This window comes from Microbacterium testaceum StLB037, from assembly GCF_900104345.1.
Classification (GTDB): domain Bacteria; phylum Actinomycetota; class Actinomycetes; order Actinomycetales; family Microbacteriaceae; genus Microbacterium; species Microbacterium testaceum_A.
Map to the genome: position 1 here is coordinate 408,800 of NZ_FNJN01000002.1, position 22,643 is coordinate 431,442.

Below are 22,643 nucleotides of genomic sequence, written 5' to 3' on the forward strand. Positions count from 1 at the left end.
GATTCTCACCGACCCGGGCGGGGCGACCAAATGCACGGACGCCGCGCGCAGCGGACGCGCTCAGTCGATGTCGCGACGCCAGGTGGTGAAGAGGCCGATGACGAGGAAGACGACGGCGTAGCCGAGCAGCACGAGTCCGCCCGCCCACCACTCGAGCGCACTGTTGTTCCCGGTGCCCATGGTGCCGAAGATCGTCTGCCCCACCAGCGCGTCGCTCGCGGCGCTCGGGAACCACTTGACCACGTCGCCGAACCCCTCGACGAGGCCGCCGATGGTGCGGACGATCGGTTCGATGAACAGCGTGACGGCGAGCACGATGACGATCGCAGCGACCTGGTTGCGGACGACCGTTCCGACGCCGATGCCGACGAGGGCCCACAGGGCGAAGGCGAGCAGCATGCGTCCGATGAGGACCCAGGTGTCGGATTGCCCGAGCTCCGAGTCGATGCCGAAGATGCTCAGCACGCCCGCCCCGGCGGCGACCGCGGCGATCGAGCCCAGGATGCCGTAGAGCAGGCCGACCACGATGCCGACGATGAACTTGCCCACGAGGACGACACCGCGACGGGGAGTCGAGAGAAAGGTCGGCGTCAGCGTCTTATGACGGAACTCGGTGGTGACCATGAGGGTGCCGATGAGCAACGGGAAGACGTAGCCGACCGCCGTGGCGGAGCTGTAGACGAGGGCCGGAACACCCTCGCTCGACATCGCGGGGCCGTTCGCTCCGGTCAGCTCGCCGGAGGCGACGCCGCCGAACACGAACGCGAGGGCGGCGGCGGTGAAGCCGACGTAGGCGACCAGGACGATCGCGAGCACCCACCAGCCGACGGTGGTGAACTGCTTGGTGTACTCCGAGCGCGTGGCGGCGACGAGACTCATCGCGGCACCTCCTGGTCGAGGGGCTGATCGGCGGGTCGGTCCGCGGCCCGGTCGTCGTGGCCGGCGGGCGAGACGATGTCGATCACCCCGGTCGACGCGACGGCGTACGACTGCCGCGGACCCGCCTCGGGGGCCTCCGGCGCGCTGCGCACCGTGCGCGGCGGAGTCATGACCGCGACGAGGGCGGTCGAGGGCCGCGCTTCGTCGGGACCGGGTGCGTCGGAGGAGAGCGCGTCGTGGCTCACCGCGGGGGCCGGTGCGCCGGTGGGAGCAGGGAAGGCGTCGAGGTTCGTGGTGGACGGCGGGGTCTCGGCATCCGGGGCGGGCTCGGACGGGGCGGCCGCACCCGCGCTCTCGTGCACGCGCACCCCGCTGACCAGTTCGAGGAAGATGTCCTCGAGGCTCGCGCCCTTGCTCTGCAGGTTCGACAGGGCGATCCCCGCACCCGCGGCGAGGCCGCCGATCTCGACGGGATCGTGGTGACGGATCGTGAAGCCGTTACGGAGCAGCTGGTACTCGATGCCGCGCTCGTCGAGCACGCGCGACAGACCCGCGCGATCGGGCGAGTCGACCACGGTGGCGTATTCGTCGGGGTCGGCGAGGTCTTCGATGCCGCCTTGGAACACCAGGCGGCCGCGCGAGATGATCAGCAGCGCGTCGACCGTCTGCTGCACCTCGGCGAGGAGGTGCGACGAGATGAGGACGGTGCGACCCTCTTCGGCGAGGTGCCGCAGGAGCGAGCGCATCCACCGGATGCCCTCGGGATCGAGGCCGTTCGAGGGCTCGTCGAGCACGACGACACCCGGGTCGCCGAGGAGCGCCGTGGCGAGTCCGAGACGCTGGCGCATGCCGAGCGAGAAGCCGCCGACCCGTCGACCGGCGACATCGGCGAGCCCGACCAGGCCGAGGACCTCGTCGACGCGGGAGGTCTGCAGGCCCGCCGCGCGCGCGTAGACCTTGAGGTGGTTCGCCGCCGAGCGCCCGGGGTGGAAGCTCGAGGCCTCGAGGGCTGCGCCCACCGTCTGCAGCGGCGAGGTGAGCTCGCTGAAGTGCTTGCCGCCGATCGTCGCTGTGCCCGACGTGGGGCGGACGAGGCCCAGCAGCATGCGCAGCGAGGTGGTCTTGCCGGCGCCGTTGGGACCGAGGAAGCCGGTGACCTGTCCGGGTTCGATCCGGGCCGAGAGATCGTCGACGGCGGAGATCGAGCCGAAGCGTTTGGTGAGCCCGGCGAGCTCCAGCACCTGTCCGTCGGGCATACGGCACCTTTCGTTCTGCGTGCGTTCTTCCCATCTTCCCCGATCCGGGGGCGAAAACACAGTTATCCACAGCCGAGGGCGCGGCGAACCGCCTGTGTAACGTGGCACCGTGCACGCACAGCGAACCGAAGACGTCAGCGCCGGCGACACCGCCGCAGACAGCGTCCTGGTCGGAGGCCGTGGCGGCCTCGGTCATCTGACGCTGAATCGCCCGCGGGCCATCAACGCCCTCGACCTCGAGATGATCCGCGCCCTCCACGTGACGCTCGATCGCTGGGAGCGCGACACCGACGTCGACGTGGTGCTCCTCGACGGGGCGGGGGAGCGCGGTTTCTGCGCCGGTGGCGACGTGCGCGCGCTGCACGAGATGGTCACGGCGGGTCGGGTCGACGAGGTGCACGCCTTCTTCCGCGAGGAGTACGCGCTCGATCACCGCATCGCGATCTCGCGCAAGCCCGTCATCGCGATCGCCGACGGCGTCTGCATGGGCGGAGGGATCGGCTTGGCCGGTCACGCGGCCATCCGCATCGTGACGGAGCGGTCGAAGCTCGCCATGCCCGAGACCCGCATCGGCTTCACCCCCGACGTGGGCGGATCGTGGCTGTTGGGGCGGGCCCCCGGCCGTCTCGGCGAATACCTCGCCCTCACGGGAGGGACGATGGATGCCGCGGACGCGGTGTACGCCGGCTTCGCCGACCACATGGTGCCGACCGCGCACCTCGAGGCGCTGTACGAGGCGCTCGAGAACCGCGCCGACCCGTCGAGTCCCACCGAGCTGGTGCTGCTGTTCGACGAGACCCCGGAGCGGTCGCGACTCGAGGACGCGCGGGAGTGGGTCGATGACGCTTTCGCGGCCGAGGACGTGTCCGGCATCGTGGACCGTCTGCGTGCGAGACCCGAGCCCGAAGCGCGCGACACCGCCGAGCTGCTGGCGTCGTCGGCGCCGACCGCGCTCGCCGTGACGCTCGAGGCGGTGCGTCGCGCTCGCGAGCTGCCCTCGCTGCGCGCCGCTCTCGCCCAGGAATACGGCCTGGTCATGTGGTTCGCGTTCACGCAACCCGACCTGGTCGAGGGGATCCGCGCCCAGGTGGTCGACAAGGACCGGTCGCCGTCGTGGTCGCCTGCGCGCCTCGAGGACCTTCCTGCCGAGCGCGTCGCCGAAGCCTTCGCGTACGCGCCGGAGCCCGCGCTCTGGTGACAGCGCCGTCGCGTCCGCGAGATGTGATCGCGCTCCCACGTCTGCGACCCGACCGTCCGGGCCGCACTCAGCCGCAGCGGGTTAGCCTGAGAGGCGCCGCGTCCTCGCGGCAGAACGGATGAACGCACGTGTTCGACAGTCCCATGTCGTCTTCGGCATACGAGGTGCTCCGGGTCGCGGCCGACATCGATGACGAGGGTCTGCGCCGCGCCTACCGCGTGCGTCTGCGCGAGACCCATCCCGACACCGGAGGCGACGCCGCCCTGTTCGTCCAGGTCCAGCGTGCCTGGGAGCTCGTCGGCACGCCCGAGGCGCGCAGCGCCTACGACCGGGGCCGCGGGACGGCTCCCGGCGAATGGGGCGGTGGGGTGCAGGCATCCGCTCCCTCCCGTCCGGCCGACACGCGACCGCGCGCACGATCGCACGGCCAGCCCGGCGGGTGGCGTCGCGAGCGGTATCTCGGACTCATCCGCGAGTGGGTCGGGCGCGGCGTCGACATCGCCGACCCCTACGACCCCGCTCTCGTGCGGTCGGCCCCGCCCGAGATCCGCCACATCCTCGCCGACGCGCTCGCCGAGGAAGAGACCGCCCGGCTCGTCGCGGAGTTGGGCATGGGCTACACCGTCTGGCACGACGTGTTCGCCGATCGCGACGGACGCGACCCGGAGCAGAAGCTCGACCACCTCGTCCTCGGTCCGAGCGGCCTCTACGCCCTGCTGAGCGAGGACTTCGGCGGCCCCGTGGGGGTGCGCCGTGGCGAGATCACCGGCCCCAACGTGATCGGATCCCCCGTGACCGAGCTCGTGTCGCGCGCTCGCGTGATCGCGCGCGCGGCCGGTGTCCGCTTCAGCGGGGCGATGGTCGTGCTGCCCGACGACGCGGTGCTCGACGCGATCACCGAGCTCGGCAAAGTGCGGGGAACGCCCGTGGCGCTGGTCACGCGCAGTGCGCTCACGACCCTGTTGCGCAGAGGGATCACCGGGGGGCGCGAGGTCGGCGGCACCGAGCTGTTCGACATCCGCACGCGTCTGCAGCAGCGCGTGCGGCACGTCTGACTCGCGACACCCGCCGCGGACATGCCTAGGGTGGAGGCATGAGTACCGACGAGACCGCGGGTGCCTCGGCATCCGACGACATGAAGCGCAAGTTCAAGGAAGCGCTCGAGAAGAAGAACGGTCAGCACCGTTCGGGTCAGGCGCACCTCGACGGCCACTCCGCCGTGCAGGGAACGCACGGAGCGGTCACCAAGCGGGAGTTCCGTCGCAAGAGCGGCTGAGCCTCTCGGCCGACGTCACCTGAGGTGCCGGGGATCACGTCTCGTGCGCGAGACCCCCGGCACCTCACGCGCGTTTCAGGGGCGCGTCGAAGAACGCCAGCTCCAGCGCCATGGATCGGTCGTACGCGGTCGCCATCTCACGGCGGGTGGCGGGGGATGCCGTTCGCGCGGCGGCATCCGCGATTCTCTCGGCCGCGGCCGACGACGCGGCGAACGTCTCGTCGCCATAGGCCGTGAGCCAGTCGGCGTAGGGGTGGGTGGGGCCGAAGGTGCCTCTCCAGCGGGCCCCGATGTCGGTGTAGAGCACGTAGCACGGCAGGATCGCCGCGACCAGGACCGCGTACGACCCGCCGGCTGCGGCGGCGTGCAGGTGGTCGGTGTACGCCCAGGTCGTCGGGGCGGGTTCGAGCCCCGCCGGGTCGACGTGCGACTGATGCAACGTCGCCTCCTCGGCGAGGCAGGCCACCGAGCCCGCGGCCCAGAACCGCTGTTCCTCGGCGGTGGGGGCCAGGGCGGCGACGCGTGCGAGCACGCGGGCGTACTCGCGCAGGTAGAGCAGGTCCTGGCCGAGATACCAGGCGAAGGCGTCACGGTCGAGATCTCCGGATGCCAGACCCCCGACGAACCCGCACGCGTCGACCTCTGCGCGGATGGAGGCGGTGGCATCCCACCGCTCGTTGCTCCACGATCGGCCGAGGTCGATGTGCGGGCGCAGCTCGTGCAGGTGGTCGATCGGGCCGTTGCCGCGACCGACGTGCAGGGCTTCGGCGTGCTCCAGGGCTCCGGTGAGCCAGCGCTTCGCGCGGGTGAGGGCGTCGGGCCAGGGCAGACCGTGCGCGGCGAGGGTCGCCATGGCCGACGACAGCGAGCAGCCGGTGCCGTGGGTGTGCGGGGTATCGACACGGCGGCCCGGAACCTCGTGCACACCGGTGGCGTCGACGATGGCATCCGGGCACTGTCGGCCGTCCAGGTGTCCGCCCTTGAGGAGGACCGCGGTGTCGGCCGTTGCGGCGAGCTGTTCGGCCTGGGCGACCGCGGCCTCCCATGTCGTCGCGACGGGTTCGCGCACCAGTACCGCGAGTTCGGGGAGGTTGGGGGTGACGAGGTCGGCGCGGCGGCAGAGTGCGCGCACGGCGTCTTCAGCGTCCGCCTTGAGAAGGCGGTCACCGCTGGTGGCGACCATGACGGGGTCGAGGACGACGATCGGCGGTCGCGTGGCGGTGAGCCACTGGTCGACGGTGGCGATGACGTCGGTCGAGCCGAGCATGCCGATCTTCACCGCGTCGATGTCGACGTCGTCGCCGACCGCGCGCAGCTGCTCCTCGAGGAAGGCCGTCGGCGGTACGTGGACGCTGCGGACCCCGCGGGTGTTCTGGGCGACCAGGGCGGTGACCGCGGCCATTCCGTAGCCGCCGAACGCGGCGATCGATTTCAGGTCGGCCTGGATGCCCGCCCCGCCGGTCGGATCGGTGCCGGCGATGCTGAGGACGCGGGGGATCATGCTCCGTCCTCCCACGCCGCGCGGAGGTGTCGGACGACCTCGCCCGGGTCGTCGGCCTCGCTCACCAGAGAGACGACGGCGACTCCCGCGGCACCGGCGCGGCGGAGGGCGGTGACGTCGTCGAGGCCGATCCCCCCGATCGCGACGCACGGGAGGGGAGCGGATGCCGCGAGCTCGCCGAACCCGTCGATGCCGAGCGGTCGCGGGTGGTCGGGTTTCGTCGAGGTGGCACGGATGACGCCGACGCCGAGGTAGTCGACCGTGCCCGCGGGCAGCGCCTCCGCCGCGGTGAGGTGCGCCGGGGTGTTCGCCGTCCATCCGATGAGGGCGTCGGGTCCGAGCAGTGCGCGCGCCGCGTCGACGGGCAGGTCGCTCTGGCCGAGATGGACGCCGTCGACGCGAGCGCGGTCTCCGGTGGGACCGACCGTTGTGCCCACGCGTTCGCGCGCGGCGAGGACGATGTCGAGGCGATCGTCGACGACGAACGTGCAGCGTCCCGCGATGACGTCGGCGAGGTCGAGGGTGCGGGCGAACAGTTCTGCGCCGCTCGCGACCTTGTCGCGCAGTTGCACCACGCTCACGCCCGCGGTGACGGCCTCGTCGACGAGGTCGCGCAGGCGCGCGAACGGCACGCGGTGATCGGTGACGAGGTGCAGGGACAGGTCGGCGGTCATCGTGCGACCTCGGTGTCGACGCGGACGCGTCCGTCGAGGTCGGCGGGCTGGATCGCGGCCAGTTCGTCGAGGAACGCCACCGCGAACGACCCCGGCCCTCCTGTTCGGGATGCCGCCCGCTCCGCCGCCACGGCCCAGATCGCGCTGGCGGCGCTCGCCGCATCGAACGCGGGGGCGACGGCGAGGAGGCTCGCCATCGCGGCCCCGAGCGCGCAGCCGCCGCCGGTGACCTTGGTCAGCAGGGCGCTGCCGCCGGTCACGCGCGCCGTGCGGGTGGCATCCACGATGAGGTCGGTCTCTCCCGAGACGGCGACGGTGCCGCCGGTGCGGATCGCGAGGGAGCGTGCGGCGTCGAGGGCGTCTTCGGCGGAGTCGGTGGCGTCGACCCCGCGGCCGCCGGCGCCGGCTCCCGCGAGGGCGAGGATCTCGGACGCGTTCCCGCGGATGATCGCGGGTCGGTGTTCGAGGAGCTCGTGTGCGAGGGCGGTGCGCACGGGCAGGGCGCCGACGGCGACGGGGTCGAGGACCCAGGGGGTTCCCGCGGTGACGGCCTCGCGGGCGGCATCCCTCTGCTCGCTCGTGGGGGTGCCGAGATTGACGAGCACCCCGCCCGAGATTTCGGCGAACATCCCGGCCTCGCCGGGGATGTCGCACATCGCGGGTGCCGCGCCGAGGGCGAGCAGCGCGTTGGCGGTGAAGTTCGTCACCACCGCGTTCGTGACGCACTGCGTCAGCGGGGCGGCCTCGCGCAGAGCGTCGAGGGCTGCTGCGGCGGTGCTGGTTGTGAGGGTGGACGGAGACGACGACGTGCGAACGACCATTCGCGACATCCCTTCGCTAGTACGAACTAGATCAGGTTCGACGGGTGTGTTCTCAGCCCTTGCGGGCACCCCGTGTCACTGTCTGGCACGCTAGCAGGTCGTCGGCATCCGGATGCCGCGCTCCGGATGCCGCGTCTCAGTCGTCGCGCGAGCCCGCGGCGGCGTTCTCGGAACGGGGACCGGTCTCTTCGTCGTCTTCGAGGCGAGGGGCGATGGGGCCGCCGAGGCCGCGTCGCTCGTCGCGGCGATCGGAGCGTGAGCCCGAGCCCGAGCCCATACCTCCGGCGCCCCGGCTGCCGGCGGCGCCGGCCGTGCCGCCGCCCGCCGTGCCGCCCCCGGCTCCACCGGTGGTGGCCGACGTCCCGGCTCCACGGCTTCCGGCCGCGGCGGCGTTCGCGCCGGTTCCGGATGCGCCCGTGCCGCCTGCGCCGCCGCCCAGGGAGCCGGTGCCCGAGCGTCCGCCGAGCCCGGTGCCGGTGGCCGAGGCTCCGCTCTTGCCGAGGAGTCCTCCGCTCCCGCTGATGGGTCGTCCGGCGGCCGCGGTGCTCGAACCCGCCCCCGAGCTCAACCGGCTGAGGGCCGCTGCGCCACCGCCCCCGGCGATCAGTCCGGCCGAGAGGCCCGAGCCGAGGCCCGCCCCGCCCCCGGAGATCCCGCCGGGGAAGGGGCCCCCGATCAAGCCGGGGCCGGAGACATGTCCGGGGAGGGTGCCGATACCCGAGATCGAGCCGTCCGGCGTCGGCGGGGTGTAGTGCGGGGGAACCTGGCCGAGGTCGATGCCGGGGCCACGCGGGGTGTCGGGACGGGGAACCAGGTGTTCCGGCGTGGGCGTGATCTGGACGGGGTCCGCCGGGTCGTATCCGCGGGGAACAAAGGTGGGGGAATCGTTCGTCGATCCCGTCGGCCTAGTGCCGGGACGAGGCCCGCCCCCGGAGGGGTATCCCCCGGTAGTGGTGGGAGTCTCCTCTTCAACGAAGCGTTTCGGCTTGGTCACCTGGAACTCGGCCGGCGGGGGTGAGGGCGGGTTTAAACCCTGCAGCGTGCCGCTGACGGATTCGAAATCCCGCTTCGCCTGAGCCTCGCGCTGCTGACTAAGTTGTCCGTTGAACGCCTGCACAGCCCCTTCACCCGCCAGCAAAGCCAGCGGCCCGAAAATGAGCGTCGTCCCCACAGCAGCGGTTCGAACCAAAGACTCCTGTCCCGAGGTCAGCTCGCCTGCGGGAAGATTGGCAAGCCGTTCACGCGCATCATCTCGAACGCCGTTGGCGGTTTCGAGGGCGGTCTGCAGCGTCTTCTCGAGATAAACGATCTGCTCTCCGATCGTGTTTCTCGCGGCGAGGAACTTCGCGGAGGCTGCGTCAGCAGAATCGCCCTCGATACCCGGCTGCTGCGCGGCCGCGCCGACGACATCACGAAGTTCGACCAGCTTGGCAACCAGGTTTCGCACAATAGGGACGTCGAAGGGGGCACCGCCGTCGGCGATGTTGATGAGACCCTGCTCATAAGGACCGGTCATCGCGCTGCTCCTGTTCGGTTTCTTCTCGTTCTCGTAACCACAACCAGGGTGATGACCGCCCCGGCGAGAACGGCGACAGCGAGAGCGGCGACGGCGATCGGCAGGAGCCAGCTCATGGCGGTCGACGCATTCTGCGGCGAGTCATCCCCGGATCGGGGGGCGGCCGGGCCCTGAGGGGAGTCGGCTTGAACGGCCGGCGGATAGGTGAACCCACGTTGAGCAGCGGCCTCGATATCGGCGTCTGTCGGTTGCGGGTCCCCCCGTGAAAGTAACGGATTCTCTTTCGGGTACTGCGAGGGGCTCTCGCGGAGGAGGTGTGCTGGCCAGGCAAGGCCGTACCCGAATCCGCTCGCAGAATCGTAGATCAGCTCGTGGTCGTCCTTGCCGGTGTTATGGATCGCACTCTGCAAGAGTTGATTGCCCGTGGCGTCTGCGTACTTCTGTTTAGTCAGCGCCATCATGCCCGCGACAATTGGCGCTGCGAATGACGAGCCGGAAGCTGCAACCGATTGAGTCCAGGAACCGCCCACTCTCCCAATCGTGGGGAGATCCACGCCCGGGGCGACGAGTGTCGTCCATGCCAGCGCAAACGGACTTCCATCGGCGGTCTTCTGAAGTGCCCCAGCCTGATCAACCGCGGATATATTCAGCACACCACGGAAGCCGTCGAGACCCTTCCCTTTGGGGGTGGTCGGGTTAGAAGTCGCCGAGATGAGGATGACCCCCTTCGCGATGGCGTTCGCGACGACGTCCGCATCGCCTGAGCGCGGGGAATCGAGCACAGAGGTGGTGACAATCTGAGCGCCCCCATCGACCGCACGTTGGATCGCCAGAGCGCCGGGGCTGAGTGTGTCGGCGTACTCCGATGCGGTACAGGCTTCGCCCTCTTTCGTACCGTAGCTATAGAACGTAACGTCCGCGTCAGGCGCCATCCCCCTGATGGCCCCGGGACCGTCCCCTGTACCGATAATCTGCGCCACGAGAGTCGTCCCGTGAACCGAGTCGCCTGTCACCTCGGTGGTGGTGGGTAGGGGGTACTCGGCGCACAGGGACCGCGCATCCACCGCGAGGCTCCGCCCAAAGAACGAGGGGAGATCCGGATTGATGTTTCCGTCGATCACGGCGATCTTCACGCCTTTTCCGGTCCACCCCTCAGCATGGATGGCGCCGATGCCATAGGCGTCGTACCACCACGAACTGGGCTCATCGGCCGCGGAAGCTGAGGCGCTGCCGCTGGCAACGAGAAGCACCGCCAGGGCCGAGGCGGCGAGCCGGTTCCGAAGCCGCCGAAATCTCATTGGCCGAACCCGGATCGCGACGCTGCAGTATCGGACTCGGTCGGAGTGGTGGCGGCCGGGCTCGAGGGCGAAACCGCCGAGGTTGATGTCGGGGTGCCGACCTCGTCGATCAGAGTCGTCATGCGGCGGGCCTCGTCGGCGCTCATCTGATTTCTTTCCAGCAGCAGCCGGACGGCGTCGGCGAGCGCGTCGGCATTGCGAGCGGTGAAGTCGCGCACCTCCTGGATACGCCCGGCGATCTCGGCGGCGACACCTTCGAGCTTCTTCATGTACGCCTCGGGAGCGTCCTCTTCGCGGTTGCCGTGAACGACGGTGATCACGGCGTCGTCGGGCAGTTCGTCGCTCGCTCGGCGGATGCGCGAGACGTGGTAGTCGCCCACTCCGTCTTCGACGCGGATCATCCCGACCATGTCCAGGTTCCTTTCGCGCGGCACGAACGGGGATCCTGACCGTCGCTGTGAGCGTCGCCCCCCGGTTTCGCTTGCGAGTCAATGATGGCGCATCTGCCGAGTTGAGCAAACCAGTTATCCACAGCAGTCGGCCCTCCTCTCGGGCGCGATCAGTACCGCGCGGAGAACCCACCGTCGGCGTGCAGCAGCTGACCGCTGATCCAGCGGCCCTCGTCGGACAGCAGGAAAGCGGTGATGGCCGCGATGTCGCGGGGTGTCCCGAGCCGAGCCAGGGGATGGTGTGGGGCTAACCCGTCGCGGGTGGTGTCATCCATCCAGCCGGTGTCTATCGGACCCGGATTCACGACGTTGGCGGAGATGCGGCGCGGACCGAGCTCGCGTGCGGCCGAGATGACGATTCGATCGAGAGCCCCCTTCGAGGCGCCGTACGGAAGATTGCCAGTGGTGTGATCGCTTGTGAAGGCGACGATCGCGCCACCCGTGTCAGAGACCTGCCGGGCGAACGCGGCGATCAGCAGGAGGGACGCGCGGGCGTTCACGGCGATATGGCGATCGAAGCTTTCCGCGGTGGTGTCGATGATGCCGGACTTGATGTCGTGTGCGTGGCTCAGGACGAGAGCCTGGATCGGCCCGCGATCGATCGAGACGCGCTCGACGAGCTTGGTGGGGCCCGAGACGTCTGCGAGGTCGCAGGGATAGTCACCATCGGAGAGGTCGCTCGTCACGACCTCCCAGCCGTCACTTCTGAGCCGGGGCACGATGCCCGCCGCGATGCTGTTCGGTCGAGCTGCTCCGGTTACCAAGGCGAGAGGCATGGAGCTGAGCGTAGAGGGCACGGCCGACGCTCTCGTAGACGCCGGTCGGCCGCCCTGTACGCGATCGGATGTTCCCCCAGCTCCGTGCGGGTCGACAAGCGGAGCGGCTCGAGCGCGTGGGCGCCCAGTGACGAGCGTCGCCACACCTGCAGTCCTGCCACGAGAACCCCGCCGAACGAGCCCAGCGTGAAGCGCCCGGGCGCGCACAAAGGCATCCCGGGTAACACGCCACGCGCGTCAGAACGGTGGGGGTGTGCCGTCGTCGTCGGAGTCGGGCGGGGGTGGGTCGTCGGGAAGGAAGCGGACGGCGGGGGAGTAGGGGAGGGGTTCGTCGGTGTAGGTGCGGCCGGTGGGGCTGGTCCATTGGAGGATTCCGCCGGGGAGTTGTTCCACGCTCCAGCGGGTGAACTGCTTCTGGGTGTGGTGGCGTTGGCAGAGGTGGGCGAGGTTCGCGACGTGGGTGGGGCCGCCGAGGGCGTGTTCGCGGGTGTGGTCGACTTCACAGCGGATGGCGGGGACGGTGCACCCGGGCCAACGGCAGCGGCGGTCGCGGGCGCGGAGATAGCGGTCGATGGCGGTGGTGCGGTGGTAGGTGTCGGTGTGAAGGACGGCACCGGTGATGGGGTGGGTGATGACGCGGTCCCAGGGGAGGGTGGTGGCTTCGGCGAGGCCGCGGGCGGTGGCGGCGTCGAGGGGGCCGTGCCCGATGAGTTCGGCGGGGTCGTCATTCTCGGCGGTGGGGTCGAGGATCGTGAGGGCCGGGACGACGACCTGAACGCGGGCGCGGATGGCTCCGAGGGCGCCGGGACCGTCGTCGGTGCGGGTGGGGTCGGCTTCGGGGGCTGCGGTGAGGAGCAGGTCGGTGAGGATGTCGGCGCGGGGCTGCGCGGTGGTGCGTTCGTCGCTCACCGCCTGGGGGTCGTCGAGGCGGGCGTCGATGAGGGCTTTGGCTTGCAGGGTGAGACGGTCGTGGATTCCGACCGCGAGGACGGTGGGGAGGGTGGCGACGAGGTCCGACATTCCGTCGGGGCCGGTCACGATCCTCACGCATCGGGTGTCGCGGCCGCGGCGGTGGCGCTCGGTGAGGGTGGTGGGGTGCAGGCGTTCGGCGAGGGCGGCGAGGCGTGAGCGGAGGCGCCCGGGGCTGAGGCCTTCTGCGGTGCTCACTGCGAGGGCGTCGAACTGTTCCCGCACCTCGACGGGGAGGGGTGAGCCGACATCGAGGATGGTGTTCACGTGGGTGCGGGTCAGGGTCCCGGACTCCCACGCCGACAACGTGTCGGGGTAGTCGTCGACGAGGGTCATCGCCCGGGTCATCTGGGTGTGCACGGTGCGGTCGGAGAGGTTTTCGGCCGCGGCGATCTCGGATGCCACCTCGCGCAGAGCGAGCTCGGCGGCGCGGGAGGACGCGCGCTGTCCCGCCATGACGTCGAGGGCGAGGTGGCCGGCCTCGGCGAGGGCGCGGGTGCGCGCAGCCTCGACTGCAGCGAGAGCGATGCTGGCGCGGCGGACCTCGTCGACGAGCACCGACAGAACGCGGGGTCCGTCGGTGGGGTTCGTCGGGGAGGAGCCATCGTGCATGTGTGCATGCTAGCGGTGACCTCCGACATTGCAGCGGAAAGAAAACTCCAGGTGGGGACAACTAATCGCGGAGCGGGCCTGTGGAGGAATGGGCTTCCGGAGGGACAGGTGCGAGAGGGACCAATGCCGGGTGGGGAGCGGCCGCGACCGACGGGCTCAGCCACCTCGCACGAAAGCCGGCGGCGACTCCGCCCCCACTCACCGGCGAAACGCGGGCGAGCCTCAGTGCTCACCGATCGCGCAGCGCCGCCCGCACGAATTCGACCGCATCGTCCGCGGAGACCCCGAGGCGGCGCACAGCCTCGACGTACGTGCGCGCCGCACCCGCGGCGCGAGCGGAGGCCGCGTCGGCCCCCTTCACGAACGTGCCGGCACGGCCGCGCGTCTCGACGTAGCCCGCCTCCTCGAGTTCCTTGTAGGCGCGTGCCACGGTGTTCGCGGCGAGACCGAGCTCCGTCGCCAGAGTCCGAACGGGCGGCAGACGCGTCCCCGCGACGAGTTCCCCGGTGTCGATCTGCGCGATGACCTGCGTCCGCACCTGCTCGAACGGCGGCACCGACGAGGTGGCATCCACGGAGAGATCCATCGCTCAGTCGTTCAGGCCGAAGAGGTCGAGAGGGTGGGTGAGGCGCCACCACGGGCTCGGCGGGTCGATCTCGCCGGTGAGCTTCACATCCACCGTGTCGGCGTCGACGGGACCGGTCGCGGTCAGCGTCCCGACGGTCGAGCCCGCCGCGGTGGTGTCGCCGAGGCTGAAGGACGTCGAGGTCTGCGCCGCGCCGCCGTTCCACAGCACGACCGTGGCGTCGGACGCGGTCACGAGATCGATGTCGGGACCCCACAGCGTCTCTGCCTTGCCGACCAGCGTCCCGGCGGGCACCGAGGGCTTCGGCTGCAGTTCCTGCTCGATGCGGGCGAAGAGGTCGCGCGCGGCCTGGTTGCGGCTGTCGGGCCCGGGCTGACCGAGCACGGCGGCGTAGGCGCGCACGGTGGCGGTGCCGACGGTGATGTCTTTCGCGGTGAGCAGGTTCCAGGCGTCGAGCGTGCCCGTCTTCACCCCGACCACTCCGGGGTCGGCCAGCAGAGCGTTGCCGTTCTTGAACGTGCCGGCCCCGGGCAGGGTCAGCTCGGGGGTACGCACGATCTCGGCGATCACGGGATTGGCGAGCGCCCGCTCGGCGAGGGCGATGAGGGCGGAGGGAGTCGCGGTGTTGCCGGCTTCGATCCCGGTGGGGTTGACGATCGTGATGCCCTCGATGCCCCGTTCGGCGAGGTACTGGGTCGCGGCGGCCGAGAATTCGGCATCCGTTCCGAAGAGATCCGTCGACAGACGCTGCGCGTAGTTGTTGGCGGAGGCGATGAGCATGCCCTGCAGCATCTGCAGTTGGGTGAGGCTGCCGCCGGCGGGAACGTCGAGCGAGGATTCGCCCCGGGCCCGGTACTGCCAGTAATCGGCGCTGTCGGCCTGCGTGAAGCTGTAGCTCTCGCCCTGTTCTCCCGGGGCGAGGGGCAGCCGGTCGAGAACGACGAGCGCCGTAACGATCTTGGTGATGCTCGCGATCGACTCGGGAGCGCTGGCCGACGACGACAGGGTGTCGGGGACGCCGTCGATCGCGATCGCCGCTTCGCCCTCGGCGGGCCATGCCGGAACGGCCGCCGCGGCGGCGATCGGCTGCACGGCCACGGGGCGGGTCGTCGGCATGACGGCGTTCAACGGCCACAGCAGCGTCGTCGCGGCGTACGCGGCGATGATCAGCACGAAGAGAAGCGTGGGGATGACCGTGCCGGGACGAAGGATCGGCCGACGGGCGCCGGCGAGCAGGTCCGCGGAGCGGGACGTGGCACCCGAGACGACGAAAGCGGGGGCCGGGCGCGGAGCGCTCGCATCGTCGGGATCGATCCACAGCAGCGCGCCGAGCGCGACCGGAAGAGGAGTGGCGGGAACAGATGGCTCGCCCGTCACGGCGGGGGCGTCTCGGGAGGGGGAGTCGGATGCCGCGGGCTCGGTCGCCGCGGCAGGTGCCCCGCCCGTGAGAGAGCCGTTCGCCGCGAGGTCATTCGCCGAGGGAGTGGATGCGCCATGCGCCGCCGGCTCGGAGCGGACAGCCGGGGACGTGGCATCCGGAACCGAGAGGGCCGGGCCCAGGTCGTCCGTCGTCGACAGGGCGGGTCCGAAGTCGCCGGAGGTCGCCGCGCGGGGGGAGGAGTCCTGTGTACGCAGCGCACGCCGTGAGGCCGGGGTCTGCTCGTGCACCCGCCCACGCTACCCCGCCCTATACTCTTCACGACAACCACGGGAGTCCGGTGAGCCGGGCTGAGAGGAAGCGAATCCACGCTTCGACCGTCGAACCTGATCCGGATCATGCCGGCGCAGGGAGGAGAGAAATGCACACGTCCACGTCTGCCCTCGCGAACCGCTCTTCGGTCGCCACCACGGACCGTTTCCGGTGGCGCGTCGTCGACATCGTCGTCGCCGCCGTCCTCGGCGTCGCGATCGGCCTGCTCTTCTGGGGCTGGAACACCGTCGGCGGCCTCTGGTTCACCGCGATGGACGGCCTCACCCCGGGCCTCGGCGGGATCGCCGTCGGCATCTGGCTGATCGGCGGCGTCATCGGCGGCCTCGTCATCCGCAAGCCCGGCGCGGCACTGCTCGTCGAGCTGATCGCGGCGATCGTGTCGGCGCTGATCGGCAACGTGTGGGGCGTCACCACGATCTTCTCGGGGCTGGCCCAGGGCCTCGGCGCGGAGCTGATCTTCCTCGCCTTCCTCTATCTGCGGTTCACGCTGCCCGTCGCGATGCTCGCGGGTGTGGGTGCGGGCGTCGGCGCGTGGGTGCTCGAGCTGTTCCTCACCCCCAACCTCGCCAAGTCCCTCGAGTTCAACCTCATCTACCTCGGCACCCTCGCTGTCTCGGGTGCCCTGCTGGCCGGTCTCGTCGGCTGGCTGCTCGTGCGCGCCCTCGCCGCCACCGGAGCGCTCAGCCGCTTCGCCGCGGGCCGGGAAGCGCGTCGCGACGTCTGATGACGGGCCCCGCACGCGTCGACGTCGAGGGCTGGGGTTGGCGATACGCCGGTCGTAAGCTCCCCGCCACGCGCGAGGTCGACCTCGTCATCGAGCCCGGGGAGCGCGTCCTGCTGCTCGGCGCGTCGGGAGCCGGCAAGTCGACCCTGCTCGCGGGCCTGGCGGGACTGCTCGGCGGGAGCGACGAGGGGGAGACCACCGGCCGCATCCTCGTCGACGGCGCCCCACCCGAGTCGCAGCGGGGCCGTATCGGCCTGGTGCTGCAGGATCCCGAGGCGGGCATCGTGCTGTCGAAGGTCGGCGACGACATCGCCTTCGGGTGCGAGAACCTCGGCGTCCCCGCGGCGCAGATCCCCGCGCGGGTGGCCGAGGCCGTGGCATCCGTGGGTCTCGCCGTTCCCCTCGACCGCCCCGCCAAGGCGCTGTCGGGCGGGCAGAAGCAACGGCTCGCCCTCGCCGGGGTGCTGGCGATGCGACCGGGACTCCTGCTGCTCGACGAACCCACGGCCAACCTCGACCCCGAGGGAGTGGCCGAGGTGCGCGTCGCCGTGGAGGGGGTCGTGGCGCGCGAGGGCACGACCCTCGTGCTCATCGAGCACCGCACGGCGGTGTGGGCCGACCTCATGACCCGGGTCGTCGTACTCGCCCCCGGTGGCGGAGTGCTGGCCGACGGACCGCCCGAGCGCGTGTTCGCCGAGTACGGGGAGGCCCTGGCCGCCGCGGGCGTGTGGGTGCCGGGTCGCCCGGTCGACCTTCCCGTGCTCGCTCCGGTCTCGGCGCTTGATGCCGTGCTGCGCGCGTCCGCCCTGTCGATCGGGCGAGAGAAGGGCGCCGTCGTGGCCTCGGGGCTCGACGTCTCCCTGCCGCGCGCGGCAGGAACGGTGATCACGGGACCGAACGGCGCGGGGAAGTCGACCCTCGCGCTCACGCTCGCGGGACTGCTCCCCGAACTCGCCGGCGAGGTCGTCGCCGCGGAAGAACTCGCCGCGCGCGGGATCCGTCGCCCGGTGCGCTGGCGATCGACCGAGCTGCTCACCCGCATCGGGACGGTCTTCCAAGAGCCCGAGCACCAGTTCCTCGCCGCGACCCTGCGCGACGAACTCGCGGTCGGCCCCCGTGCTCTGCGCATGGCGCCGGCCGAGGTCGACCGCATCGTCGACGAGCTGCTGGAGCGCCTCGATCTGGCATCCCTCGCTCTCGCCAATCCCTTCACGCTGTCGGGGGGACAGAAGAGGCGCCTGTCGGTCGCGACGGTGCTCGCGGCCTCTCCCGAGGTGATCGTGCTCGACGAGCCGACCTTCGGTCAGGACCGCCGCGGGTGGATGGAGCTCGTCGCCCTGCTCCAGCGCGAGATCGCGCGCGGGCGCACGGTGGTCGCCGTCACGCACGACGCCGACGTGGTGCGTCACCTCGGTCAGCACCGCATCCGGATGGGGGATGCCGCGTGAGCGCCGTCACCACCGAGCGTCCGCGCACCGCCTGGCTCGACGGGGTGAACCCCGTCACGAAGGTCGCGATGGTGATCGTGCTGGCGGCCCCCCTGCTCGTCTCGATCGACGCCGTGAGCGCCGCGACGGCGCTGCTGCTCGAACTGCTGTGCGTGCCGCTCACGGGACTGACCTTCGCCGCGGTCCTCACGCGCCTCGTGCCCGTGATCGTCTTCGCCCCCGTCGCCGCGGTGAGCATGCTGCTCTATGCCCGGCCGGGGGGGACCGTGTACGGCACGTTCTTGTTCGCGACGGTGAGCGACGACTCGATCGCCCTCTCGCTCGCCGTGCTGGTGCGCGTGGTCGCCCTGGCCCTGCCGATCATCTTGATCTTCGCCCGCACCGACCCCACCGAGCTCGCCGACGCCCTCGCACAGGTGGCGAAGCTGCCCAGCCGCTTCGTACTGGGCGTTCTGGCCGGAGCCCGGACGGTCGGCCTTTTCGTCGACGACTGGCGCACGATGAGCCTGGCCCGTCGCGCCCGTGGACTGGGCGACCGCGGGGCCCTCCGCCGCTTCTTCTCGATGGCGTTCGTGCTGCTCGTGTTCGCCGTGCGGCGCGGCACGAAGCTCGCCACGGCGATGGAGGCGCGGGGGTTCGGCTCCGACATCGAGCGCACGTGGGCGCGCCCCTCGACTCTCTCGGGTCGGGATGCCGTGGCCCTGGCCGCCGCTCTCGCGCTCATCGCTGTCGCCCTCGGGGCCGCGGTGGTGTCGGGGGCGTTCCGGGTGGTGGGGACGTAGACCTCCGTGGAGGGTCCGCAACGCTCGGCGCGGGTGGGCCCCCGGGCGGCGTGGACCGGAGGCGAGAGCTCGCGCTCGCCTCAGAACACGTACTCGAAGCAGAGCGATCGCGGCATCGTCTCGACGTAGGGCTCGTAGACGGGGATCGGCGTGAATCCCGCGGCGGCGTAGACCCGCAGCGACTCGGGCTGCATGCGACCGCTCTGCAAGATGACCCGGTGCGCACCTCCGGCCCTCGCGAGGTCGACCACGGTCGCGGTGAGCGCCGTGCCGATCCCCCGTCGACGGCCCGCGGGGACGACGATCAACCGCTTCAGCTCCCACTCTTCGCCGAGGCGGCGCAGGATCACGTGTCCGAGCGGCGTGTCGTCCGCATCGAGAGACAGCAGCGTCGCGACGACCTGCTCGGGGTGCACGGCGAGGGCCTCTCCGCGTTTCGCCGCGACCTCGGGGGTGTCGTCGGCGTCGGCGTCGCGGTACCGCTCGTCGAGATCGGCGTCCAGCGCGGCGCGCAGGGCGACCGCGCGGGGATCGTCGACGTCGACCTTCTCGATGCGGAAGTCCGGGAGATGCACCCATCGAGCCTAGGCGCACCGCGCGGCGACCACGGTGCGGGGCGAGGCCGACGCGTGCGGACACGTCCGTAGGGAATGATCGCGGGGGTCGATCGGTTCGGACAGCGGCAGAATGAGCTCGGGGGATGCCATGGGATTGTCGTTCGGAATACTCGCGGTGAGTGTGGCCGTCGCGGGCGCCGTGATGTTCGTCGCCATGCCGCGGATCGGCACTCCCGGAGCCATGACCCTGTTCCTGCGCTTCGCCGCCGTGGCCGGGGTGACGGCCGCGGGCTCCAGTGCGATGTACTTCATCTACGGTGCGGGGGGCGGCATCCTGACCCTCGTCCTGGGCGACGTGGCCATGGTGCTCGCACCGGCCCTGCTCATCGTCGCCTTGAGCGCCCTCGAAGGGCGGCCCGCGCGCAGGACATCGATCGGGATCCTCGTCCTCGCGCTGGCGGTCGCCGTCGTGACCGCCACGGTTCCGCTTCCGGGATCGCTCGCCGTCAAGGCTGTCGCCCTCGCCGCGACCTGCGGCGCGTGCGCGTGGGTCGCGAGCCATTCGCGCGTCGAACCGTTCGGTCCGCTGCGCGTGATCGCGCTGACGAACGCCGTCTTCGCCGTCTATTCGCTCTCGCGGGCGATCGTCGGCGTCGTCGTCGGCTGGGATTCGACGCTGTTCCGCTTCGTCTTCTCGTTCGCCCCGGCGACGGTGCTGGGTGCGGCCGCGGTCCTCGCGATCGGCGCGGCGGTCGTCCGCGTGCGCTTCGGGCCGCGCGTCGCGGCGGAGGTCGCGCAGTGTCCCGCGGGTGCGGCGGTCGTCGTGGGGGACTGGGACCTGGCATCCGCGGCCTACGGCCCCGATCGCATGCGAGGCCTCGTCGCCGACCTGCGCTCCGCGGCACGCGACCTCGACCCCGGCGCCGCTGACGTGCCGCGCGGGACCGAGACCACGGTCCCCGACGCGGTCTCGGCCCTGGGCGCCCATCTGCAGACCGCGTACGGGTGGGAGCCCGAGCAGACGATCCTGCTCGTGGACGGCGCGACGACCGCCGCCGTCCGCACGCAGCCGGGGCGTCGGGCGAAGAAGAGGTGGGGCTCGGCGCGGTCCTGAGTCTCGACTACTGTGGTACTCGGTTTCAGCTTCGAAGGAGAACGCATGGATATCGCAGGAGCATCCGCCCTCGTCACCGGCGGTGCCTCGGGCCTCGGACTCGCCACCGCGCGCCGTCTGGCCGAGGCGGGAGCGCGCGTCACGATCGTCGACCTGCCCACATCGAACGGGGCCGCGATCGCCGAAGAGCTGGGCGGATCGTTCGCCGCCGCCGACGTGACGGATGCCGAGCAGATCGCCGCGGCCGCCGCCCTCGCCGCCGACGCGGGACCGCTTCGCGTCGTCGTCAACTGCGCGGGGATCGCGCCGCCCGCCAAGGTGCTCGACCGCGACGGGAACCCCTCGGCGCTCGCCGACTTCGAACGCGTCATCCGCGTCAACCTCATCGGCACCTACAACGTCATCGCGCAGACCTCCGCCGTCATCGCGAAGACCGACCCCACCGAGGGCGGTGACCGCGGCGTCATCGTGAACACCGCGAGCGTCGCGGCCTTCGACGGACAGATCGGCCAACCCGCGTACTCCGCGAGCAAGGGTGGCGTGCACGCCATGACGCTCCCCATCGCCCGGGAGCTCGCCCGCCACGGCATCCGCGTCGTCACCATCGCCCCCGGGATCATGGAGACGCCGATGCTCAAAGGACTCCCGCAGGCGGCACAGGACTCGCTGGGCCAGCAGGTGCCCTACCCCTCGCGCCTCGGAGCCCCCGACGAATACGCGCGCCTCGTGCTCGCGATCGCCGACAACGGCTACCTCAACGGCGAGACCATCCGCCTCGACGGCGCGATCAGAATGGCACCGAAATGACCGACGGCATCCTGCTCCACATCGAGGACGGGCTCGCGCGCGTCACCTTCGACCGGCCCGCCTCGCTGAACGCAATGGACTTCCCGATGGCCCGCCGCTGGCGCGAGGTCGCCCACGAGGTCACCTCCGACTCCGCAGTGGGAGCGGTGATCCTGGATGCCAACGGCCCCGCGTTCTGCGCGGGCGGCGACGTCGTGGCGATGTCCACTACGGGCGCCGCGGGGAGCGACGTGACCGAAACGGCGCACGCGATCCACGACGGCATCCGCACCTTCGCCGAGGCCCCCCTGCCGATGGTCGCCGCCGTGCAGGGCGCCGTCGCCGGCGGAGGGCTCGGGCTCATGCTCACGGCCGACTACATCGTCGCGAGCGAGAACGCGCGCTTCGTCAGCCGCTACGCCAACATCGGACTCACCCCCGACCTGGGCGTCTCGACACTGCTGCCCGCCGCGATCGGCCAGCGCCGCGCGCTGCAGCTGCTTCTGCAGGACCGCATGCTCACCGCCGCGGAGGCCCTGGACTGGGGTCTGGTGGCCGAGGTCGTGGCATCCGCAGATCTGGTGACGCGCGTCGACGAGATCGCGCGCTTCTGGCTCGAGGGGGCGACCGCCGCGTTCGGGCAGGCCACGCGCCTCGTCCGCGTGGGCGCCGCGCGCACGCTCGCCGAGAACCTCGACGACGAGGCCGCCACGATCGGCGCGGCCTTCGAGACCCCCGAAGCGCGAGCGCGGGTCGCCGCGTTCGCCGCCGCTTCCGCGAAAGGACAACGCTCGTGACGCTTGCCGGGAAGACCATCCTCATGTCGGGCGGAAGTCGCGGCATCGGCCTCGCGATCGCGTTGCGCGCGGCCCGCGACGGCGCGAACATCGCGATGCTCGCGAAGACCGACACCCCGCACCCGAAGCTCCCCGGCACGGTGCACACGGCGGCGGACGAGATCCGCGCGGCCGGCGGGCAGGCGCTGCCGATCGTGGGCGACGTGCGCGACGAGGCCTCGATCACCGAGGCCGTGATGCGCACGGTCGGCGAGTTCGGCGGTATCGACATCGTCGTCAACAACGCCAGCGTCATCGACCTCTCGGGCTCGCTCGAGCTCGCGACCAAGAAGTACGACCTCATGCAGGACGTCAACGTGCGCGGGACGTTCCTGCTCTCGCGCGCTGCGGTGCCCCAGCTGAAGGACGCCGAGAACCCGCACATCCTGTCGCTCTCGCCGCCGCTGAACGTCACGCCGAAGTGGCTCGGGGCTCACACGGGGTACAGCCTCGCGAAGTTCGGCATGACGATGGCCACCCTCGGGCTCGCGGCCGAGTTCGCCGACGCCGGCATCGCGGCCAATACGCTCTGGCCGCGCACGACGATCGCGACCGCTGCCGTGCAGAACGTCATCGGCGGCGACCGGCTCATGGCCGTCTCACGCACGCCCGAGATCTACGCCGACGCGGCCTACGAGGTGCTGATCGCGCCCGCGCGCGAGCGCACCGGGCAGACGCTCATCGTCGAAGACGTGCTGCAGGCCGCCGGGGTCACCGACTTCTCGGGATACGCCGCCGTGCCGGGCACCCCCGACGAGGCGATGTACCCCGATATCTTCCTGGACTGACGCGCGGCGCGGGGGCAGCGGCGACGCCCCTCGCGCCTCGATAAACGCCGATCCTTTCGAGACACGCCGTGCCGCCGCGTGTCTCT

At 71.1% G+C, this 22,643-nt stretch carries 23 protein-coding genes and 2 riboswitches; of the genes, 10 read left to right on the forward strand and 13 right to left on the reverse strand.

Going from position 1 to position 22,643, the window contains the following annotated elements:
- Positions 1–60: 60 nt before the first annotated feature.
- The gene (locus BLS25_RS05265) at positions 61–879 is read right to left on the reverse strand and encodes an ABC transporter permease subunit (protein WP_056224581.1); all 819 of its coding nucleotides are present in this window, start codon (positions 877–879) and stop codon (positions 61–63) included.
- Positions 876–2,135 carry an ABC transporter ATP-binding protein gene (locus BLS25_RS05270; protein ID WP_074694676.1) on the reverse strand — a complete coding sequence of 420 codons (1,260 nt, stop codon included), beginning with the start codon at positions 2,133–2,135 and terminating at the stop codon, positions 876–878. Before BLS25_RS05270 ends, BLS25_RS05265 begins: the two co-directional genes overlap by 4 nt.
- 109 nt (positions 2,136–2,244) lie before the next feature.
- Between BLS25_RS05270 and BLS25_RS05275 the strand changes: the two genes are divergently transcribed.
- The 3 genes from BLS25_RS05275 to BLS25_RS05285 all read left to right on the forward strand — a co-directional run bounded on the left by BLS25_RS05275 (position 2,245) and on the right by BLS25_RS05285 (position 4,609).
- Positions 2,245–3,333, forward strand: coding sequence for an enoyl-CoA hydratase/isomerase family protein (locus BLS25_RS05275; RefSeq protein WP_074694677.1), 1,089 nt, complete (start codon positions 2,245–2,247; stop codon positions 3,331–3,333).
- Positions 3,334–3,461: 128 nt separating this feature from the next.
- Positions 3,462–4,388, forward strand: a complete 927-nt coding sequence (locus BLS25_RS05280; RefSeq protein WP_074694678.1) for a DnaJ domain-containing protein — start codon at positions 3,462–3,464, stop codon at positions 4,386–4,388.
- 38 nt (positions 4,389–4,426) lie between these two features.
- Entirely contained in the window at positions 4,427–4,609 is a 183-nt protein-coding gene (locus tag BLS25_RS05285; protein ID WP_056224573.1) for a DUF5302 domain-containing protein, read from the forward strand.
- Between the two features lie 64 nt (positions 4,610–4,673).
- On the opposite strand, the gene thiD is transcribed toward BLS25_RS05285, so the two are convergent.
- From thiD to BLS25_RS05335, 10 genes are all read right to left on the reverse strand, one after another.
- Entirely contained in the window at positions 4,674–6,110 is a 1,437-nt protein-coding gene (gene thiD, locus BLS25_RS05290; protein ID WP_074694679.1) for a bifunctional hydroxymethylpyrimidine kinase/phosphomethylpyrimidine kinase, read from the reverse strand.
- Positions 6,107–6,784, reverse strand: a complete 678-nt coding sequence (locus BLS25_RS05295; RefSeq protein WP_074694680.1) for a thiamine phosphate synthase — start codon at positions 6,782–6,784, stop codon at positions 6,107–6,109. Before BLS25_RS05295 ends, thiD begins: the two co-directional genes overlap by 4 nt.
- Positions 6,781–7,605: a hydroxyethylthiazole kinase gene (gene thiM, locus BLS25_RS05300; protein WP_074694681.1), complete on the reverse strand. Its 825-nt coding sequence runs from the start codon at positions 7,603–7,605 to the stop codon at positions 6,781–6,783. Before thiM ends, BLS25_RS05295 begins: the two co-directional genes overlap by 4 nt.
- Positions 7,597–7,688: riboswitch (TPP riboswitch) on the reverse strand. Its footprint overlaps the gene before it by 9 nt.
- A gap of 53 nt (positions 7,689–7,741) precedes the next feature.
- Positions 7,742–9,121: a hypothetical protein gene (locus tag BLS25_RS05305; protein WP_074694682.1), complete on the reverse strand. Its 1,380-nt coding sequence runs from the start codon at positions 9,119–9,121 to the stop codon at positions 7,742–7,744.
- Positions 9,118–10,371 carry a S8 family serine peptidase gene (locus tag BLS25_RS05310; RefSeq protein ID WP_176786313.1) on the reverse strand — a complete coding sequence of 418 codons (1,254 nt, stop codon included), beginning with the start codon at positions 10,369–10,371 and terminating at the stop codon, positions 9,118–9,120. Before BLS25_RS05310 ends, BLS25_RS05305 begins: the two co-directional genes overlap by 4 nt.
- A gap of 44 nt (positions 10,372–10,415) precedes the next feature.
- Positions 10,416–10,829 (reverse strand): hypothetical protein, encoded by a 414-nt coding sequence (locus tag BLS25_RS05315; RefSeq protein WP_074694684.1) that lies wholly within the window; start codon positions 10,827–10,829, stop codon positions 10,416–10,418.
- A gap of 149 nt (positions 10,830–10,978) precedes the next feature.
- Entirely contained in the window at positions 10,979–11,644 is a 666-nt protein-coding gene (locus BLS25_RS05320) for an SDR family oxidoreductase (protein WP_074694685.1), read from the reverse strand.
- A 237-nt stretch (positions 11,645–11,881) separates the two neighbouring features.
- Entirely contained in the window at positions 11,882–13,225 is a 1,344-nt protein-coding gene (locus tag BLS25_RS05325; RefSeq protein ID WP_074694686.1) for an HNH endonuclease signature motif containing protein, read from the reverse strand.
- 229 nt (positions 13,226–13,454) lie between these two features.
- Positions 13,455–13,811, reverse strand: coding sequence for a GntR family transcriptional regulator (locus tag BLS25_RS05330; RefSeq protein WP_056224558.1), 357 nt, complete (start codon positions 13,809–13,811; stop codon positions 13,455–13,457).
- 3 nt (positions 13,812–13,814) lie between these two features.
- A complete protein-coding gene (locus BLS25_RS05335; protein WP_081349688.1) occupies positions 13,815–15,479 on the reverse strand; it encodes a D-alanyl-D-alanine carboxypeptidase family protein in 1,665 nt (554 codons plus the stop codon).
- A gap of 29 nt (positions 15,480–15,508) precedes the next feature.
- A riboswitch (TPP riboswitch) is annotated at positions 15,509–15,619 on the forward strand.
- On the opposite strand from BLS25_RS05335, the gene BLS25_RS05340 reads away from it, so the two are divergent.
- From BLS25_RS05340 to BLS25_RS05350, 3 genes are all read left to right on the forward strand, one after another.
- Positions 15,611–16,246, forward strand: coding sequence for an ECF transporter S component (locus tag BLS25_RS05340; protein WP_074694687.1), 636 nt, complete (start codon positions 15,611–15,613; stop codon positions 16,244–16,246). It overlaps the preceding riboswitch by 9 nt.
- Positions 16,246–17,694: an ABC transporter ATP-binding protein gene (locus BLS25_RS05345; protein ID WP_081349689.1), complete on the forward strand. Its 1,449-nt coding sequence runs from the start codon at positions 16,246–16,248 to the stop codon at positions 17,692–17,694. Before BLS25_RS05340 ends, BLS25_RS05345 begins: the two co-directional genes overlap by 1 nt.
- On the forward strand, positions 17,691–18,476 hold the full coding sequence (locus tag BLS25_RS05350; RefSeq protein WP_074694688.1) for an energy-coupling factor transporter transmembrane component T family protein: 786 nt from the start codon (positions 17,691–17,693) through the stop codon (positions 18,474–18,476). Before BLS25_RS05345 ends, BLS25_RS05350 begins: the two co-directional genes overlap by 4 nt.
- Positions 18,477–18,556: 80 nt before the next feature.
- On the opposite strand, the gene BLS25_RS05355 is transcribed toward BLS25_RS05350, so the two are convergent.
- Positions 18,557–19,051 (reverse strand): GNAT family N-acetyltransferase, encoded by a 495-nt coding sequence (locus tag BLS25_RS05355; protein WP_056224552.1) that lies wholly within the window; start codon positions 19,049–19,051, stop codon positions 18,557–18,559.
- 130 nt (positions 19,052–19,181) lie between these two features.
- Between BLS25_RS05355 and BLS25_RS05360 the strand changes: the two genes are divergently transcribed.
- From BLS25_RS05360 to BLS25_RS05375, 4 genes are read left to right on the forward strand one after another with little or no spacing between them, the layout of a single operon-like run.
- Entirely contained in the window at positions 19,182–20,147 is a 966-nt protein-coding gene (locus BLS25_RS05360; RefSeq protein WP_074694689.1) for a hypothetical protein, read from the forward strand.
- A gap of 45 nt (positions 20,148–20,192) precedes the next feature.
- Positions 20,193–20,954, forward strand: coding sequence for an SDR family NAD(P)-dependent oxidoreductase (locus BLS25_RS05365; protein WP_074694690.1), 762 nt, complete (start codon positions 20,193–20,195; stop codon positions 20,952–20,954).
- Positions 20,951–21,730, forward strand: coding sequence for an enoyl-CoA hydratase/isomerase family protein (locus BLS25_RS05370; protein WP_056224547.1), 780 nt, complete (start codon positions 20,951–20,953; stop codon positions 21,728–21,730). The genes BLS25_RS05365 and BLS25_RS05370 overlap by 4 nt, the downstream gene beginning before the upstream one ends.
- Positions 21,727–22,557 carry an SDR family oxidoreductase gene (locus tag BLS25_RS05375; RefSeq protein WP_074694691.1) on the forward strand — a complete coding sequence of 277 codons (831 nt, stop codon included), beginning with the start codon at positions 21,727–21,729 and terminating at the stop codon, positions 22,555–22,557. Before BLS25_RS05370 ends, BLS25_RS05375 begins: the two co-directional genes overlap by 4 nt.
- Positions 22,558–22,643: the final 86 nt, after the last annotated feature.

Bases quoted from the DNA above. Each gene is read 5' to 3' on its own strand.
- BLS25_RS05265 (WP_056224581.1), bottom strand. From the start codon at position 879: ATGAGTCTCGTCGCCGCCACGCGCTCGGAGTACACCAAGCAGTTCACC.
- BLS25_RS05270 (WP_074694676.1), bottom strand. From the start codon at position 2,135: ATGCCCGACGGACAGGTGCTGGAGCTCGCCGGGCTCACCAAACGCTTC.
- BLS25_RS05285 (WP_056224573.1), top strand. From the start codon at position 4,427: ATGAGTACCGACGAGACCGCGGGTGCCTCGGCATCCGACGACATGAAG.
- thiD (WP_074694679.1), bottom strand. From the start codon at position 6,110: ATGATCCCCCGCGTCCTCAGCATCGCCGGCACCGATCCGACCGGCGGG.
- BLS25_RS05295 (WP_074694680.1), bottom strand. From the start codon at position 6,784: ATGACCGCCGACCTGTCCCTGCACCTCGTCACCGATCACCGCGTGCCG.
- thiM (WP_074694681.1), bottom strand. From the start codon at position 7,605: ATGGTCGTTCGCACGTCGTCGTCTCCGTCCACCCTCACAACCAGCACC.
- BLS25_RS05305 (WP_074694682.1), bottom strand. From the start codon at position 9,121: ATGACCGGTCCTTATGAGCAGGGTCTCATCAACATCGCCGACGGCGGT.
- BLS25_RS05315 (WP_074694684.1), bottom strand. From the start codon at position 10,829: ATGGTCGGGATGATCCGCGTCGAAGACGGAGTGGGCGACTACCACGTC.
- BLS25_RS05320 (WP_074694685.1), bottom strand. From the start codon at position 11,644: ATGCCTCTCGCCTTGGTAACCGGAGCAGCTCGACCGAACAGCATCGCG.
- BLS25_RS05325 (WP_074694686.1), bottom strand. From the start codon at position 13,225: ATGCACGATGGCTCCTCCCCGACGAACCCCACCGACGGACCCCGCGTT.
- BLS25_RS05330 (WP_056224558.1), bottom strand. From the start codon at position 13,811: ATGGATCTCTCCGTGGATGCCACCTCGTCGGTGCCGCCGTTCGAGCAG.
- BLS25_RS05340 (WP_074694687.1), top strand. From the start codon at position 15,611: ATGCACACGTCCACGTCTGCCCTCGCGAACCGCTCTTCGGTCGCCACC.
- BLS25_RS05345 (WP_081349689.1), top strand. From the start codon at position 16,246: ATGACGGGCCCCGCACGCGTCGACGTCGAGGGCTGGGGTTGGCGATAC.
- BLS25_RS05360 (WP_074694689.1), top strand. From the start codon at position 19,182: ATGGGATTGTCGTTCGGAATACTCGCGGTGAGTGTGGCCGTCGCGGGC.
- BLS25_RS05365 (WP_074694690.1), top strand. From the start codon at position 20,193: ATGGATATCGCAGGAGCATCCGCCCTCGTCACCGGCGGTGCCTCGGGC.
- BLS25_RS05370 (WP_056224547.1), top strand. From the start codon at position 20,951: ATGACCGACGGCATCCTGCTCCACATCGAGGACGGGCTCGCGCGCGTC.